We start from the raw sequence: 15037 nt of genomic DNA on the forward strand, positions 1-15037 counted from the left end.
TCGGGTCGAGCTCGCAGCGTGGGATCCAATGCGCATTCGCCAGATTGTTTTCGCCGTCATGCTGCTCGGCGCTTTGGTCCGGTTCGGGCCTGCCACAGCTGAAGATGGCTTCCCAGCAGCGGAGTGGGAGCGCGTCACCCCTGCACAAGTGGGCTGGTCAGAGACCGAATTGGCTCAAGCGCGATCCTTTTCGGATCAGATTCGTTCGAGCGCGGTTGTGATCGTTCAGCACGGAAAGGTTGTGGCCGAGTGGGGCAATACGACAAAGCCGACGGCGCTCGAGTCAATCCGCAAGAGCCTGCTCAGCGCCCTGATCGGCATCGCAATGTCGGATCACCTGATCAGCCTCGGCAGCACGCTTGGCGAGCTCGGCATCGACGATCATCCGCCTGGCCTGACCGGGATCGAGAAGGGCGCGACGGTGCGCGAACTCCTGCAAGCGCGTTCCGGGGTCTACCACGCGGCGCTCTACGAGACGCCGGACATGGCCAGGATGAGACCGCCGCGCGGCAGCCACCCGCCCGGCACCTTCTGGTATTACAACAATTGGGACTTCAACGCGCTCGGCACGATCTACGAGCACGCAACCGGCACCGGCATCTTCGAGGCGCTCGACCAGAAGATCGCAAAGCCGATCGGCATGCAGGACTACCGGCCACAGGATGGCAGCTACGTCCGCGGCGAAGCGTCGATCCATCCCGCCTATGCGATCCGCATGAGCGCACGGGACTTGGCGCGTTTTGCGCTTCTGTATCTGCACAAGGGCTATTGGGGCGGACACCAGATCGTGCCACAGGAGTGGGTGGAAGAGAGCACGCGTGCCTATTCGAGAGCGCCGTCCGGGCTGGGCTATGGCTATCTCTGGTGGAACGGGTTTCTGGGCGGTGCCGTTGCGCCGACGGTGACCTTGCCCGAGGGCAGCTTTTGGGCCGAAGGTGCCGGCGGCCAATACGCCTTGGTTGTGCCCGCACTCGACCTCATCGTGGTGCACCGCGTCGACCGCGACACGCCCTCCACCGAACCTTCCATGCGCAGCATGGCCAGGTTCTTCTGGCTGATCCTGAAGGCCGCGGGCCATGATCCCGGCCCCGACGCCTCGCTCACCGCAGCGACCGGCGAACGACCGACAGGTGAGACCCTGGCCGCGACATTCAAGGGCAAGACGATCAGCTTCGGTGCCAAGCTCAGGAATGGTCCGTTCACAATGCGTTTCGAGCCTGATGGCCGGATGACCTATCCGCACTGGGACGAGTCCCTTGGACCTGCAACCGGGACATGGACGGTCGCGGAGAACAAGCTTTGTATCTTGATCTCGGAGGCCAGACGTCGCTGCTACATTCCAGTGCTGAACGGTGAACGGATCGAGTTGTTCGACCAGCTTGGCGTCATGCAAATCGCCGCGGTGGCGCTGCCGCAGTGATCTGCAGGCAGCAATCGGCTCGCGACGTCTGAGATGGCGCAGCGAGCAGAAGAAGCTTCGCTGGTGGTGGCGCATGAGACACGCTATTATCGCGTCGTTATGACCCGGCCCGTTTGCAGCATCCGCTCCAAACTTGTGATCGTCGAAGGGATCATGGGATCCGGCAAGTCGACGAGCGTACGGCGAATCGCAAATCGATTGAATGGATCCGGCATCGCCGCCCTCGGCATCACCGAGGGCGTCAGCCCACATCCAATCCGCTTCGATTGGAACGAGCCGTGGGCGGACATGCCGGCAACGCAACTGGCAAAATCGGCCGCCGCATGCTGGCGAACCTACGTCAATACGGCCTCGATGTCAGAGCGCATCACCGTTGTCGATGGGCAACTTTTCCATGGCAATCTGACGTCATTGTTCCTGCTTGATGCCGACACGGCCCTGATTCGTGGCTACATTCGTGAGGTTGTGGCTGCCATCAAGCCCTTATGTCCCTTGCTGATCTACTTTAATCAGGATGACGTTGACCGGGCGATCAGAACGGTCGCTGCCGAGCGTGGCGATGCATGGGTGACATATCAGGTCGACTGGAAACTGGGATCGCCCTATGCCGTCAGGCACGGCCTGATTGGCCTTGACGGGCTCATCGAGTTGTACCGTCATTATCGCAAGCTCACCGACCGGCTCTACGCAGAGCTGGATATCCCGAAGATCAGCATCGAGAACTCGGGAAGGGAATGGTCGAAATACGAAGCGACCATCGATACCATTCTGATGCACCCACACGGGACTGCCGAGATGACGAATTTGGACTGATGACTGGATTCGTTGCCGCAGGGGCATTCAGACCATCTTCGGCAAGACGGTCCAGATTTTGCCCAGGTCCTATGTCCAGGGTGCGGTGCGATGTAACAATCGACGCCAGTCTCGGGAACCGTGCAGGACGGGTGGCGGTTGATCTGCAGCCACGCGGGATTGCGCTCTTCTCACGGCAGGGCGAATCATCGGCAGGCTTGAGAGGTAGGGAAGGGCCATGCGCGCCTTGATCCTGGCATTGTCCATCCTGACGATCGTCGCGAGCGCGCCTGGTGCGAACGCGGGTCTGAGCAGTTCACCTCGTGACTCGGGCGCCCCCGCTGAGACTGCGGTCGCCACCGCGGACGCAGATCAGCAGACCGAGAACCAGATCGGCCTCACCAAGGCGAAGCGCCGTGCCGTGCAACGGGGGCTGACACGGCTTGGGTTCGGCACCAAGATCAATGGGACGTTCGACGACCAGACCCGCGCGGCCATCGCGCGCTGGCAGGAGGAGCGCGGCTACCCCGCGACCGGCTTCCTGAATGCCGCGCAGCACAAGGTGCTGATGGCCGCCGCGACCGAGGCTGCCAAATCCGACCGCCAAGCCCGTCGTCACGCTGGCGGGCGTGCGCGCTCTTCGCGCAATGCGGGAGGCCCCATCGGCGCGATCGGCGGGGCGATGCACCGGGTGGTGGGCGGAATATTCGGCAGGTAGCTCGCCCAGCCGTGAGATCGTCGGAAGACGCCAGCGCCGTCGCTCAAAGAGCAGACCATCGCAGTCCGTTATCAACAGCCGAGAGAGTGCGCCAAGATCGACGCCCGTTGTTGCCATTGGCTTGGCGACGGAGTCGGGCGGGATGGACTTTGGAGCAGGACATGGACGCCGCGAAAAGACGCCTCATTTGGGACCTTGTGCAAGGAAGCGTTTCGGAGAACTCCTTCATCGCGCAATTTGGTGCAGTTCCACGAACGACGCCCGAGATCGTTCGCACCGAGCTTGAGGAGAGTCTCACAGACAGATCGCCCGATAACCTCAAATATGCGCTTATCCTCGCATTTCGTTTTGGTCTCTCACGGCAATGGGCTCCGTTGCTGTTCAAGCTAGTGGAAGAGGATTGGCACGACAGTCACGAAGACATAGCCCACGCCCTCCAAAACTTGCGTTTGCCGTCCACGATTGACTGCCTGTATCGGACCGCGTTGCGCAAGCATGATTATCTTGCCTACAACGACAACTACGCCTTGGCAGTGAAGTGCATCTGGGCACTGCACGATATTGGAACGCGCGAGGCGGTCGAGAAACTCCAGCTTCTGTCGCAGTCCGATTTGTCGGCGCCCATTCGCGAGAAGGCTCTCAAGCGACTATCGGCGCTTGCGGCAAGGCGTCCTGACGACCCGGAGCCTGTCTATCGCCTGGCAAGAGACGGAACGGTGCGGCCCGGCTGAGATCGGCTGGATCTCGGCGCGAAGAGTACGGCAACGGACGAGACCGGATCCTGCGCAGAAGCGTAACAGGACAGGGCAAATCCTGGTCTCGGTAGGTGAAAATCAAAAAGCCGCCGGACGACGCCGGCGGCTTGGTGTCGATGGGAGGCCTCTGCGGTGGCAATTGCACCGCACCTGCTGTCGTCTGGCGTCAGGCCGCCGCTTACTCCGCCGCTTCCTTGCGCGGTGGATCGAGCGCGCCGGAATCGTGGATCTCGGCGACCTGGTGGTCGCTGAAGCCGAGCACCTGGCGCAGGATCTCGTCGGTGTGCTCGCCGAGCAAAGGCGAGCGGGTCACCTCGGCCGGGCTGTCCGACAGCTTGATCGGGTTGCCGACCGAGAGATATTTGCCGCGGGTCGGGTGGTCGACCTCGACCAGGGTGCCGGTCTTGCGCAGCGACTCGTCCTCGGCGATCTCCTTCATCGACAGGATCGGGCCGCAGGGGATGTCGAACTCGTTGAGGATGTCCATGGCCTCGAACTTGGTCTTGGTCATGGTCCACTGCTCGATGCGGCCGAAGATCTCGTTCAGGCGCGGCAGGCGGGCGGCCGGCTTGGCGTAGTTCGGATCGGTCTTCCAGGTGGGCTCGCCGATCACGTCGCAGATCTTCTCCCAGACCGGGGCCTGGGTGATGAAGTAGATGTAGGCGTTCGGGTCGGTCTCCCAGCCCTTGCACTTCAGGATGCGGCCCGGCTGGCCACCGCCGGAATCGTTGCCGGCGCGCGGCACGGCGTCGCCGAACGGAACGCCCTCACCGAACTGGCTGTATTCCTTGAGCGGGCCGCGCTCCAGGCGCTGCTGGTCGCGCAGCTTGACACGGCAGAGGTTGAGCACGCCGTCCTGCATCGCAGCCGTGACGCGCTGGCCCTTGCCGGTATGGGTGCGCTGATAGAGCGCGGTGACGATGCCGAGCGCGAGGTGCAGGCCGGTGCCGGAATCGCCGATCTGCGCGCCGGTGACCAGCGGCAGGCCGTCACGGAAGCCGGTGGTCGAGGCGGCGCCGCCGGTGCACTGCGCGACGTTCTCGTAGACCTTGCAGTCCTCGTAAGGGCCAGGGCCGAAACCCTTGATCGAGGCGACGATCATCTTCGGGTTGATGGCCTGGATCTTCTCCCAGGGGAAGCCCATGCGGTCAAGCACGCCGGGGCCGAAATTCTCGACCAGCACGTCGCACTTCTTGATCAGCTCGGTCAGAACCTCCTTGCCCTTGGGGTTCTTGGTGTCGAGCGTGATCGACCGCTTGTTGTGGTTCAGCATCGTGAAATACAGGCTGTCCACGTTGGGAATGTCCTGCAGCTGGCCGCGGGTGATGTCACCCACGCCCGGCCGCTCGACCTTGATCACGTCGGCGCCGAACCAGGCCAGCAACTGGGTGCAGGTCGGTCCGGACTGGACGTGGGTGAAGTCGAGAATGCGAACGCCCTCGAGCGCCTTGGTCATGTGTTGCTCTCCGTAACGATTGGTCATCCCGCATCTCGCGGGCAGGTGATGTCTTGCGGGTGGCCTTACTTCTTCTTGGTCAGCGCGCTCTGCGGATTGAGGTTGCCGATGCGGCCGCTCTCGGATCCGGCTGCGGGATCGATCACGGCGTTGATCAAGGTCGGCTTGCCGGAATCCATCGCTTCGTTGACGGCGCGCTTCAGCTCGTCCGGGGACGTGGCGTTGACTCCGACGCCGCCGAAGGCCTCCATCATCTTGTCATAGCGCGCGCCCTTGACGAACACGGTGGTCGCCGGATCGGTGCCCGCCGAATTCTGATCGGTGCCGCGATAGATGCCGTCATTGTTGAAGATGACGACGCAGATCGGCAGATTGTAGCGGCAGATGGTCTCGACTTCCATGCCGGAGAAGCCGAAGGCGCTGTCGCCCTCGATCGCCAGCACCGGCTTACCGGTCTCGACGGCCGCGGCGATCGCCGAGCCCATGCCGATGCCCATCACGCCCCAGGTGCCGACGTCGAGCCGCTTGCGCGGCTGGTACATGTCGATGACGCCGCGGGCGAGGTCGAGCGTGTTGGCGCCCTCGTTGACCAGGATCGCGTCGGGACGCTCCTTGATGATGGTGCGGAGCACGCCGAGCGCGCCGTGATAGTCCATCGGCGAGTTGTTGTTCATCAGCCGCGGCGCCATCTTGGCGACGTTGTCCTCGCGCTTCTTCTGCACCGACGAGGTCCACTCCGCCGGCGCCTTGGGCCAGTTGCTGCCCATCGCCTCGGAGAAGGCGGTGACGACAGAGCCGATGTCGCCGACCACGGGGGCGGCGATCTCGACGTTGGAGTCCATCTCCTTCGGCTCGATGTCGACCTGGATGAACTTCTTCGGCTGATCGCCCCAGCTCTTGCCCTTGCCGTGCGACAACAGCCAGTTGAGGCGGGCGCCGATCAGCAGGACGACGTCGGAGTCCTTCAGCACGGTCGAGCGCGCCGCGCCGGCGCATTGCGGATGCAGGTCGGGCAGCAGGCCCTTGGCCATGCTCATCGGCAGGAACGGCGCGCCGCTCTTCTCGACGAAGGTCTTGATGGCGTCGTCGGCCTGGGCGTAGGCCGCGCCCTTGCCGAGGATGATCAGCGGGCGTTTGGCGTTCTTCAGCAGGTCGAGCGCGCGCTTGACGGAGTCGGGCGACGGGATCTGCGCCGGCGCCGGATCGATCACCTTGACCAGCGAGGCTGCGCCGGCCTGCGCGTTCATGACCTGGCCGAACAGTTTCGCCGGCAGGTCGAGATAGACGCCGCCCGGACGGCCCGAGACCGCGGCGCGGATGGCGCGGGCGAAGCCGATGCCGATGTCCTGGGCGTGCAGCACGCGGAACGCCGCCTTGCACAGCGGCTTGGCGATCGCGAGCTGATCCATCTCCTCATAGTCGCCCTGCTGCAGGTCGACGATCTCGCGCTCCGACGAGCCGGAGACCAGGATCATCGGGAAGCAGTTGGTCGTGGCATGCGCCAGCGCGGTCAGGCCGTTGAGGAAGCCGGGGGCTGACACGGTGAGGCAGACGCCGGGCTTCTTGGTCAAGAAGCCGGCGATCGCCGCGGCATAGCCGGCGTTCTGCTCGTGACGGAAGGAGAGCACGCGAATGCCTTCAGCCTGCGCCATGCGACCGAGATCGGTGATCGGAATCCCCGGCACGTTGTAGATCGTGTCGATGCCGTTCAGCTTCATCGCGTCGATGACGAGATGGAAGCCGTCGGTGAGCTCCTCGTGGGTCTCCGCCTCAATCTTAACAGCAGTCTGCGCCATGCGCCTCTCTCCCTGGTCGTGTAGCGAAGGCGCATTCCGCGTCTTCTTCTGATTGAACCTGTCAGCTAAACAATTCCTGGCCGTGCGTCTCGACGTAGGTCGCAAGGCCAAGCGTATGATCGCGAGCCCGCTTCTCGGCGAGCTCGGTGTTGCGTTCCTCCAGCGCCTCGATGATCGCGAGATGCTCGGGCAGGGACGCGGCGATTCGGTCGGTGCGGCCGATCGTGAGCTGGCGGTAGCCGCGCACATGGAGCAGAATGTCGTTGGTCATGTCGACCAGGACCGGCGATTCCGACAGCGAGATCAGCGCCTGATGAAACGCGATGTTCGCCTTGGAATATTCCTCGATGTGCTCCTGCGGCGGACGGTCCTTGCCGAAATCCTTGAAATAGTCGCGCAGCGCCGTGATGTCCTTTTTGCGCGCGATCGTCGTGATCAGGCGTGCGGCCATGCTCTCCAGCGCCGCCCAGGCGCGGATCATGTCGACGATCTCGGTCTTGGTCCGGCGCACCACGACGATGCCACGGCGCGGCACGGTCTTCACGAAGCCGTCCTGTTCGAGCATCGCAATGGCTTCACGGATCGGCGTGCGGCTGACACCGAGGCGCTCGGACAGAGCGCGCTCGTCGAGCATCACGGGCTCGGGCGAGGCGTAGATGTCCATCTTGAGAATGGCTTCCTTCAAGGCCTCATAAGCCTTGTTCTTGAAGCTCGTCTCCGGCGCGATGCGAGCGATCGCGATGTCGGCCTCGGCCATGATGGGCAATGCCTTGTTCGTTTTCTCTGTAGACAAGACCGATCTCCTCTCCTTGGGAGATGTCTGTGTACAGCATTTTGCGTCCAATATTTTTGGCATGCCAGATGCCAGACTGTCAAGGCGACCTATTTTTCCGCGTTTCCACATCTTCGACGCGCTTGACAAAGTTTGGTTCTGGCATACCAAATGCCATAAACGACGACCAGTCCCCAGGAGGAAGCCCCATGTCTGACGCCATCCCTAACGCCAAGGCCACGATCAGAGACGTACTTGATCGGGTGAAGGCGGATAAACGCACCAGCCTCACCGCGCCCGAGGGCAAGCTGGTCTGCGACGCCTACGGCATTCCGGTGCCGAAGGAGGGATTGGCGAAGTCGGCGGCCGAGGCGGCCAGGATTGCCGGCGATATGGGCTTCCCGGTTGTCATGAAGATCGTCTCGCCGGACATTCTCCATAAGACCGAGGCGGGCGGCGTCATCGTCGGCGTCAAGACCGCCGACGATGCGCAGAAGGCCTACGAGACCATTCTCGCGAATGCGAAGAAGTACAAGGCCGACGCCAAGATCGAAGGCATCCAGGTGCAGCAGATGCTGACCGGCGGCACCGAGGTGATCGTCGGCTCGATCACCGACGGCTCGTTCGGCAAGCTGGTGGCCTTCGGCCTCGGCGGCGTGCTGGTCGAGGTGCTCAAGGACGTCACCTTCCGCCTCGCGCCCGCCACCAAGGAGGACGCGCTGTCGATGCTCGACGGCATCCAGGCCCACGAGATGCTGAAGGGCGTGCGCGGCGGCGACGCCGTCAGCCGCGAGGCGCTGTCGGACGTCATCGTCAAGGTGTCGCAGCTGGTCAGCGATTTCCCTGAGATCGTCGAGCTCGACCTCAACCCGGTGTTCGCCACCAAGAACGGCGCGATCGCCGCCGACGTCCGCATCGTCGTCGATTTCGACTACAAGCCGCGCCCGGCGCCGCGCTCGAACGACGAAATCGTCACCGCGATGAACCGCATCATGAAGCCTCAGGCGGTCGCCGTGATCGGCGCCTCCGCCGAGGACGGCAAGATCGGCAACTCGGTGATGAAGAACCTGGTCAATGGCGGCTACAAGGGCGAGATCTATCCGATCCACCCGAAGGCCTCCGAGATCCTCGGCTACAAGGCCTATAAGAGCGTCAAGGACGTGCCCGGGGTGATCGACACCGCGGTATTCGCGATTCCGGCCAAGTTCGTCGCCGCCGCGCTCGCCGAATGCGGCGAGAAGAAGATCCCCGGCGCGGTGCTGATCCCCTCGGGCTTTGCCGAAGCCGGCGCGCCGGAGCTGCAGGCCGAGATCGTCGAGGTCGGCAAGAAGTACAACATCCGCCTGATGGGGCCGAACATCTACGGCTTCTACTACACGCCGGCCAATCTCTGCGCGACGTTCTGCACTGCCTATGACGTCAAGGGCCACGCCGCGCTGTCGTCGCAGTCGGGCGGCATCGGCATGGCGATCATCGGCTTCTCGCGCTCGGCCAAGATGGGCGTCTCGGCGATCGTCGGCCTCGGCAACAAGTCCGATATCGACGAGGACGATCTGCTCGCCTTCTTCGAGCAGGACCCCAACACCAACCTGATCGCGCAGCACTGCGAGGATCTCAAGGACGGCCGTGCGTTTGCGGAAGCCGCCAAGCGCGTCTCCAAGAAGAAGCCGGTCATCGTGCTCAAGGCCGGCCGCACCTCGGCTGGCGCCAAGGCCGCCTCGTCGCACACCGGCGCGCTCGCCGGCAACGACAAGATCTATGAGGACGTGCTGAAGCAGTCCGGCGTGATTCGCGCCCGCAGCCTGCGCCAGCTGCTCGAATTCGCCCGCGGCGTGCCGGTGCTGCCGACGCCGAAGGGCGAGAACGTCGTCATCATCACCGGTGCCGGCGGTTCGGGCGTGCTGCTGTCCGACGCCGTGGTCGACAACGGCCTGTCGCTGATGACGATGCCGGCCGACCTCGATGCCGCGTTCCGCAAGTTCATCCCGCCGTTCGGTGCCGCCGGCAATCCGGTCGACATCACCGGCGGCGAGCCGCCGATCACTTACGTGAACACGGTCAAGCTCGGCCTCTCGGACGACCGCATCCATGCGCTGATCCTCGGCTATTGGCACACGATCGTGACCCCGCCGATGGTGTTCGCGCGCAACATGGTCGAGGTGAAGAAGGAGATGGAGGCCAAGGGCTTCGTCAAGCCGATCGTCGCCTCGCTCGCCGGCGACGTCGAGGTCGAGGAAGCCGCCGAATATCTCTACCAGAACGGCATCCCGGCCTACGCCTATTCGACCGAGCTCCCGGTCGAGGTGCTCGGCGCCAAGTACAAGTGGGCGCGCGGCGCGGGCCTGCTCTAAGGGCGCGATAAGCGAACGATTGCCAATGACGCCGCTCTGGGAAACCGGGGCGGCGTTTTCGTGTGCGCAGATGAATTAGGTCACTCCCGCATCGCCGCGTGCTCACCTGAGGGGGCGCGCTCGAGCGCCGTGTCGTGGCCGATACCAAGCACGATCCCCATCGCGACGATGCCGAGCCCGGCGAGCAGCAACAGGCCGTCGGTATAACTGCCCGTCTGGTCCCTGAGCCACCCCATCGCGAACGGGCCGGCGAAGCCAGCGAGGTTGCCGATCGAGTTGACGACAGCGATTCCGGCGGCCGCCGCTGCACCCGACAGGAAGGCGGTCGGCAACGTCCAGAACACCGGAAGGCAGGCGAAGATGCCGAATCCTGCAATACAGAAGGCGACCATCTTCAAGCTCGGATCGGCGACCAGCACGGCCAGGACGAGGCCGCCCGACGCGACCAATAACGGGATGGCCGCATGATAGGTGCGCTCCGCAGCCCGGTCCGAGCGCCGGCCCCACCAGACCATGCCGATGACGCCGACGAGGTAGGGCGCCGCCGACACGAGAGTCGTCAGGAAGGTGTTGAGGCCGAATGCCTTGACGATCTGCGGCAGGAAGAAGCTGAGGCCGTAATTGGTCGCGACCGCGCCAAAATAAATCAGGCTGAGGCTGATCACGCGCCGGTCGAACAGGACCTCGGAGACCGTGTAGGTCCGGGACGCCTCGCGCTGGCGCCGCTCGACCAGGAGCCGGCGACTGAGCCATTCCTGCTCATCGCGCGCCAGCCAGCCGGCGTCCTCGGGGCGGTCTGTCAGATAGAAGAACACGACGACGGCCAGGATCACTGCCGGGATCGCCTCGATGAGAAACAGCCATTGCCATCCCGCAAGGCCGAAGCCGCCGTGCAGATACAGCAGGACGCCCGACACCGGGGCGCCGATCACGGTCGAAAGCGGAATCGCGGCCATGAAGTAGCCGACGATCCTGGCGCGATACTCGGCTGGAAACCAGAGGGTGAGATAGAAGATGATGCCCGGGAAGAAGCCGGCTTCTGCGGCACCGAGCAGGACGCGCAGAACGTAGAAGGTGGTCTCATGGCCAAGCCCCGTCACCCGCGAGATCCAGGGAAGACAGGCCATCAATCCGGACAGGACGCCCCAGCTCAGCATGATCCGCGCGATCCATCTGCGCGCACCGAACCGTTCCAGCAACAGGTTGGATGGGACTTCGAAGATGAAATAGGCAACGAAGAAGATGCCGGCACCGAAGCCGAACGCCGTCTGTGAGAGGCCGAGGTCCTGGTTCATGGTGAGTGCGGCGAACCCGACATTCACCCGGTCGAGATAGGCGACGAAATAGCAGATCACCAGGAACGGAACGAGGCGCGCGGTGATCTTGGCGATCGTCCTGACTTCGAGTTCGTGCGACATCTGAATCGTCCGATATTGCCGGACAACTCATGGTTCTAGCGCGCGTTCCTGTGCGCGCGACCATCTTTGATGGCAGCGAGTGACGCGCCGCAATATCGACGAGAGTCTCGAGAACGGCGCGCCCCATCGAGCGCGGACGGCGCCAGCGGTGCTCACCGAACCGCTGCTCAAGGGGTGAGCAGGCGCTTGACGGTATTTGGACTTGCCGTCCAAGACATCGCGCGCAACGATCGTGCCGGATTGCCCCGACACGTTCAGCGAGCCTGCCATGACCAAACTCACGCGCTTTTCCGTCGCTCCCCTGCACGCAATGACGCGCCGCTTGGCCGACGTCGCCTCGGGGCGTGTCGCGCCCGAGCTCGTCATCACCGGCGCGCGGGTGCTGTCGACCTATTCGGAGCGCATTCTCCCCAATCGTGAGCTCTGGATCACCGGAGGGCGGGTGGCCGCGGTGAAGCCGGCCGGCGCCCACAAGGCGCTCGGCGGCGGTTTTGCGATCTACGACGGCGCCGACGGCATCATCGCGCCGGGGCTGGTCGATCCGCACATCCACATCGAGTCTTCGATGGTCACGGCCTGCGCCTATGCGGAAGCCGCGCTGCTCAACGGCACCACGACGATCTTCTGTGACAGCCACGAGATCGGCAACGTCATGGACGTCGCCGGCGTCGAGGCGATGCTGGAGGACGCGCGGCAGGCGCCGCTGTCGATCTTCCTGACCGTGCCTTCGACCGTGCCGGCGACCTCGGCGGCGCTGGAGACCGCGGGCGGCGACCTCACGCCGGACAAGATCGCCGGCCTGTTCGACCGCTGGCCGGAGGCGGTGGCGCTCGGCGAGAAGATGGATTTCGTGCCGGTCTGCATGGGCGACGAGCGCAGCCATGCGATCCTGGCGGCGGCCCTGCAGCGCGGGCGCCCGGTGTCGGGCCACGTCTATGGCCGCGAGTTCGTCGCCGCCTATGCGGCGAGCGGAGTCACCGACACGCATGAGGCGATCGATCGCGACATCGCCGACGACCTGCTCGATGCCGGCGTCTGGATCTTTCTGCGCGGCGGTCCGCCCACGACCCCGTGGCACAGCCTGCCGCAGGCGATCCGCACCATCACCGAGCTCGGCGCCTCGCACAAGCGCACGGCGGTCTGCACCGACGATCGCGATGCCGACGATCTCATGCTGTTCGGGCTCGACTGGGTGGTGCGCGAGGCCGTGAAGGCCGGAATGTCGCCGGAGCAGGCATGGTCGATGGGCTCGCTGCATGGCGCGACGCGTTTCGCCATGGACGGCGAGATCGGCGGCCTCGGCGGCGGCCGTCGCGCCGATCTGGTGCTGCTCGACGACGGGTTGAAGCCGCAATCGACCTGGTATGGCGGCGAGCTCGTGGTCGAGAACGGAAAGATCACGCCGCGTCTCGATCAGGCGCTGTCGCAGCGCTATCAATATCCGAAGGCGGCCTATGCCACGGTGAAGCTGCCGGCGCAGGTCAAGCTGACGCCCGAGCTGCCGACCAAGGCGTGCACGGTCAATGCGATCAAGACGGCGCTGCCGGGCATCACCTTGATCCACGACAAGGTCGCGATCGCGCCGGCGAGCGACTGGCCGACGCTGTTCGCCCGCCACGGCCTCTGCTTCGTGGCGGTGATCGAGCGGCACGGCAAGTCGGCCGGCAACGTCGCGCACGGGCTGTTGAAGGATTTCGGCCTGACGCGCGGCGCTGTCGCGTCCAGCGTCGGCCACGACAGCCACAACATCATCGTCGCCGGCACCAATGAGGCCGACATGCAGGTCGCGGTCGCCGCGATCGGCAGCCACCAAGGCGGCGTCTGCGTCGTCGCCGACGGCAAGGTGAGGGCGATGGTGCCGCTGCCGATCGCGGGACTTCTGTCCGACAAGCGCATCACCGAAGTGGCCGAGGAGGTGAAGCTGCTCAAGACCGAATGGGCCGCCGCCGGCTGCACCATTCCCTATATGGGCTTCAACCTGATCCCGCTGTCGGTGATCCCGGAGATCCGCATCACCGACAAGGGCCTTGTGCTGGTGCCGCAGATGGAGCTGACGCCGCTGTTCGAATGAGCCAAGGTCGGCCTCCGCGCATGGCGATCAAAGACCTTCACGGCCGCCGCAGCGCGCATGCGCCGGTCGGGCCGGATCGGCCTCGCGCGGAACGACCGCAGCGGCTTGGCGCGCGCTGACGGCCCGTGGCCGGGGGCACCAAAAAGAATATCCCCCCGCGTGTCGGGCTGGCTCACGGACAATCGTCCTTGGGAGCGGACAACCGAGGACGGCGTAAGCGATGATCACAGTGTTTGGAGAGGGCAGAGGTTTCCGGGTCGTCTGGCTGCTGGAGGAGATGGGGCTGCCGTATCGGCTCAGGGACGTGGATCTCCTGGCCGGGATCGAGAACGATGCCGAGTTCCTGGCGATCAATCCCGCCGGCTTCATTCCCGCGATCCGCGATGGCAATGTCACGATGGTCGAGTCCATCGCGATCATGGAGTACATCCTGGGACGGTATGGGCCGTCGCCCCTGGCGCCCGCATCTCAGGATGCGGCCTTTCCCGCCTATCAGCAGTTTCTTCACCTCGGCGAGGCCGGCCTCGCCGCCTCGCTTTTTTTCGTGTCGGGCGCCCGGCACCTTGCGCCGGACAGCGAACGCGACAATTGGAGCGCGCGTCAGGCGATGGATGTGTTCACGACCCGATTGAGCCTGGTGACCAGACGACTGGAGCGCGCCCCCTACATGGCGGGCGATGCGTTCACCGCGGCGGACATTTCCGTGGGCTACTCCCTCGAGATGGCGCGGAAGAACGTCGGTGTCGTGTTCGGTGATCCGGTGCAACCCTACATGACGCGGCTGCGCGCCCGCACCGGCTATCAGCGGGCCCTGGAGACGTGCCATGCCACGCGGCGCTGGTGGGGCAGCTAGGTGCTGGCGAGGTAATCGCAGATGGCGCGTTAGCTTTTGGCGCGCGAGCTGACCTTGATACAAGCGGACAAATCCTGAAAGAGGACATGCCGTTCCGTTGACGCTGGACGAGAACTGGCCTGCGATCGACAATTATCCGAACGCAATTTGAATGTAAGAGTTCTTGAACGACCTCCTTGCTGCATGAGCAAACAGCTTGAGGAATAGTCGATGGTCCAATGTCGTTGTGAGCGACACACCCACACCGACTGGAGCATTGAAGGCCGAGACTTCAAAACGAGAGAAGTAACAATCGAGGCCGAGGTCCTTTGCCGAGACGACGGCTTCAAGCTGATCCGGCTCGGAAAGAAATGGCGCTACGACGGCTATTTCGATACGAGAAGAGCGGCGTTTCCGGCTGGCTTCGTACCCTCACGAGCGACAATTTCGACGAGACATCCATGACTGGACTTTTTGCCGGCACTGCGGATCACTACCGCCGTTTCCGGCCGCCTTATCCCCAGGAAGCCTTTGACTGGATCGTCAACCGGCACGGGCTTAACGGTGCGGGACGGCTCCTTGACTGCGGGTGCGGCACTGGAAACGTGTTCGTTGGACTAGGGCGTGGACTCATAAACCCTGGTCCAGAGGCGGGT

Annotated in this window: 11 protein-coding genes; 7 read left to right on the forward strand and 4 right to left on the reverse strand. The window is 64.1% G+C overall.

All coding sequences use genetic code 11. The annotated features are described in order from the left end of the window. Positions 1-58 precede the first annotated feature (58 nt). The 4 genes from HL671_RS13255 (at position 59) to HL671_RS13270 (ending at position 3661) form a co-directional block, all read left to right on the forward strand. Positions 59-1420: a serine hydrolase domain-containing protein gene (locus HL671_RS13255; RefSeq protein WP_246579482.1), complete on the forward strand. Its 1362-nt coding sequence runs from the start codon at positions 59-61 to the stop codon at positions 1418-1420. Between the two features lie 33 nt (positions 1421-1453). Beyond that, positions 1454-2233, forward strand: a complete 780-nt coding sequence (locus HL671_RS13260) for a P-loop NTPase family protein (protein ID WP_172236626.1) — start codon at positions 1454-1456, stop codon at positions 2231-2233. Positions 2234-2450: 217 nt separating this feature from the next. Then, entirely contained in the window at positions 2451-2930 is a 480-nt protein-coding gene (locus tag HL671_RS13265) for a peptidoglycan-binding domain-containing protein (RefSeq protein WP_172236627.1), read from the forward strand. Positions 2931-3091: 161 nt separating this feature from the next. Further along, positions 3092-3661 carry a hypothetical protein gene (locus tag HL671_RS13270; protein WP_172236628.1) on the forward strand — a complete coding sequence of 190 codons (570 nt, stop codon included), beginning with the start codon at positions 3092-3094 and terminating at the stop codon, positions 3659-3661. A 202-nt stretch (positions 3662-3863) separates the two neighbouring features. On the opposite strand, the gene frc is transcribed toward HL671_RS13270, so the two are convergent. The 3 genes from frc to HL671_RS13285 form a co-directional block, all read right to left on the reverse strand. Beyond that, a complete protein-coding gene (gene frc / locus HL671_RS13275) occupies positions 3864-5141 on the reverse strand; it encodes a formyl-CoA transferase (RefSeq protein WP_012043249.1) in 1278 nt (425 codons plus the stop codon). A gap of 65 nt (positions 5142-5206) precedes the next feature. Next, a complete protein-coding gene (gene oxc, locus HL671_RS13280) occupies positions 5207-6937 on the reverse strand; it encodes an oxalyl-CoA decarboxylase (RefSeq protein WP_172236629.1) in 1731 nt (576 codons plus the stop codon). A 61-nt stretch (positions 6938-6998) separates the two neighbouring features. Further along, the gene (locus HL671_RS13285; protein ID WP_012043251.1) at positions 6999-7730 is read right to left on the reverse strand and encodes a GntR family transcriptional regulator; all 732 of its coding nucleotides are present in this window, start codon (positions 7728-7730) and stop codon (positions 6999-7001) included. A gap of 188 nt (positions 7731-7918) precedes the next feature. Between HL671_RS13285 and HL671_RS13290 the strand changes: the two genes are divergently transcribed. Beyond that, a complete protein-coding gene (locus tag HL671_RS13290) occupies positions 7919-10060 on the forward strand; it encodes an acetate--CoA ligase family protein (RefSeq protein WP_172236630.1) in 2142 nt (713 codons plus the stop codon). An 80-nt stretch (positions 10061-10140) separates the two neighbouring features. Here HL671_RS13290 and HL671_RS13295 read toward each other — a convergent pair whose 3' ends face one another. Further along, the gene (locus tag HL671_RS13295) at positions 10141-11478 is read right to left on the reverse strand and encodes an MFS transporter (protein ID WP_172236631.1); all 1338 of its coding nucleotides are present in this window, start codon (positions 11476-11478) and stop codon (positions 10141-10143) included. A 268-nt stretch (positions 11479-11746) separates the two neighbouring features. Here HL671_RS13295 and HL671_RS13300 point away from each other — a divergent pair, with 268 nt between their 5' ends. Continuing rightward, on the forward strand, positions 11747-13549 hold the full coding sequence (locus HL671_RS13300; protein ID WP_172236632.1) for an adenine deaminase: 1803 nt from the start codon (positions 11747-11749) through the stop codon (positions 13547-13549). A gap of 220 nt (positions 13550-13769) precedes the next feature. Beyond that, positions 13770-14402, forward strand: coding sequence for a glutathione S-transferase family protein (locus HL671_RS13305; RefSeq protein ID WP_172236633.1), 633 nt, complete (start codon positions 13770-13772; stop codon positions 14400-14402). The last annotated feature ends 635 nt before the right edge of the window (positions 14403-15037 follow it).

The sequence above is a fragment of the Bradyrhizobium denitrificans genome, assembly GCF_013179005.1.
In the GTDB taxonomy this organism is placed as follows: domain Bacteria; phylum Pseudomonadota; class Alphaproteobacteria; order Rhizobiales; family Xanthobacteraceae; genus Bradyrhizobium; species Bradyrhizobium denitrificans.

Bases quoted from the DNA above. Each gene is read 5' to 3' on its own strand.
- HL671_RS13255 (WP_246579482.1), top strand. From the start codon at position 59: ATGCTGCTCGGCGCTTTGGTCCGGTTCGGGCCTGCCACAGCTGAAGAT.
- HL671_RS13260 (WP_172236626.1), top strand. From the start codon at position 1,454: ATGGCGCAGCGAGCAGAAGAAGCTTCGCTGGTGGTGGCGCATGAGACA.
- HL671_RS13265 (WP_172236627.1), top strand. From the start codon at position 2,451: ATGCGCGCCTTGATCCTGGCATTGTCCATCCTGACGATCGTCGCGAGC.
- HL671_RS13270 (WP_172236628.1), top strand. From the start codon at position 3,092: ATGGACGCCGCGAAAAGACGCCTCATTTGGGACCTTGTGCAAGGAAGC.
- frc (WP_012043249.1), bottom strand. From the start codon at position 5,141: ATGACCAAGGCGCTCGAGGGCGTTCGCATTCTCGACTTCACCCACGTC.
- oxc (WP_172236629.1), bottom strand. From the start codon at position 6,937: ATGGCGCAGACTGCTGTTAAGATTGAGGCGGAGACCCACGAGGAGCTC.
- HL671_RS13290 (WP_172236630.1), top strand. From the start codon at position 7,919: ATGTCTGACGCCATCCCTAACGCCAAGGCCACGATCAGAGACGTACTT.
- HL671_RS13295 (WP_172236631.1), bottom strand. From the start codon at position 11,478: ATGTCGCACGAACTCGAAGTCAGGACGATCGCCAAGATCACCGCGCGC.
- HL671_RS13300 (WP_172236632.1), top strand. From the start codon at position 11,747: ATGACCAAACTCACGCGCTTTTCCGTCGCTCCCCTGCACGCAATGACG.
- HL671_RS13305 (WP_172236633.1), top strand. From the start codon at position 13,770: ATGATCACAGTGTTTGGAGAGGGCAGAGGTTTCCGGGTCGTCTGGCTG.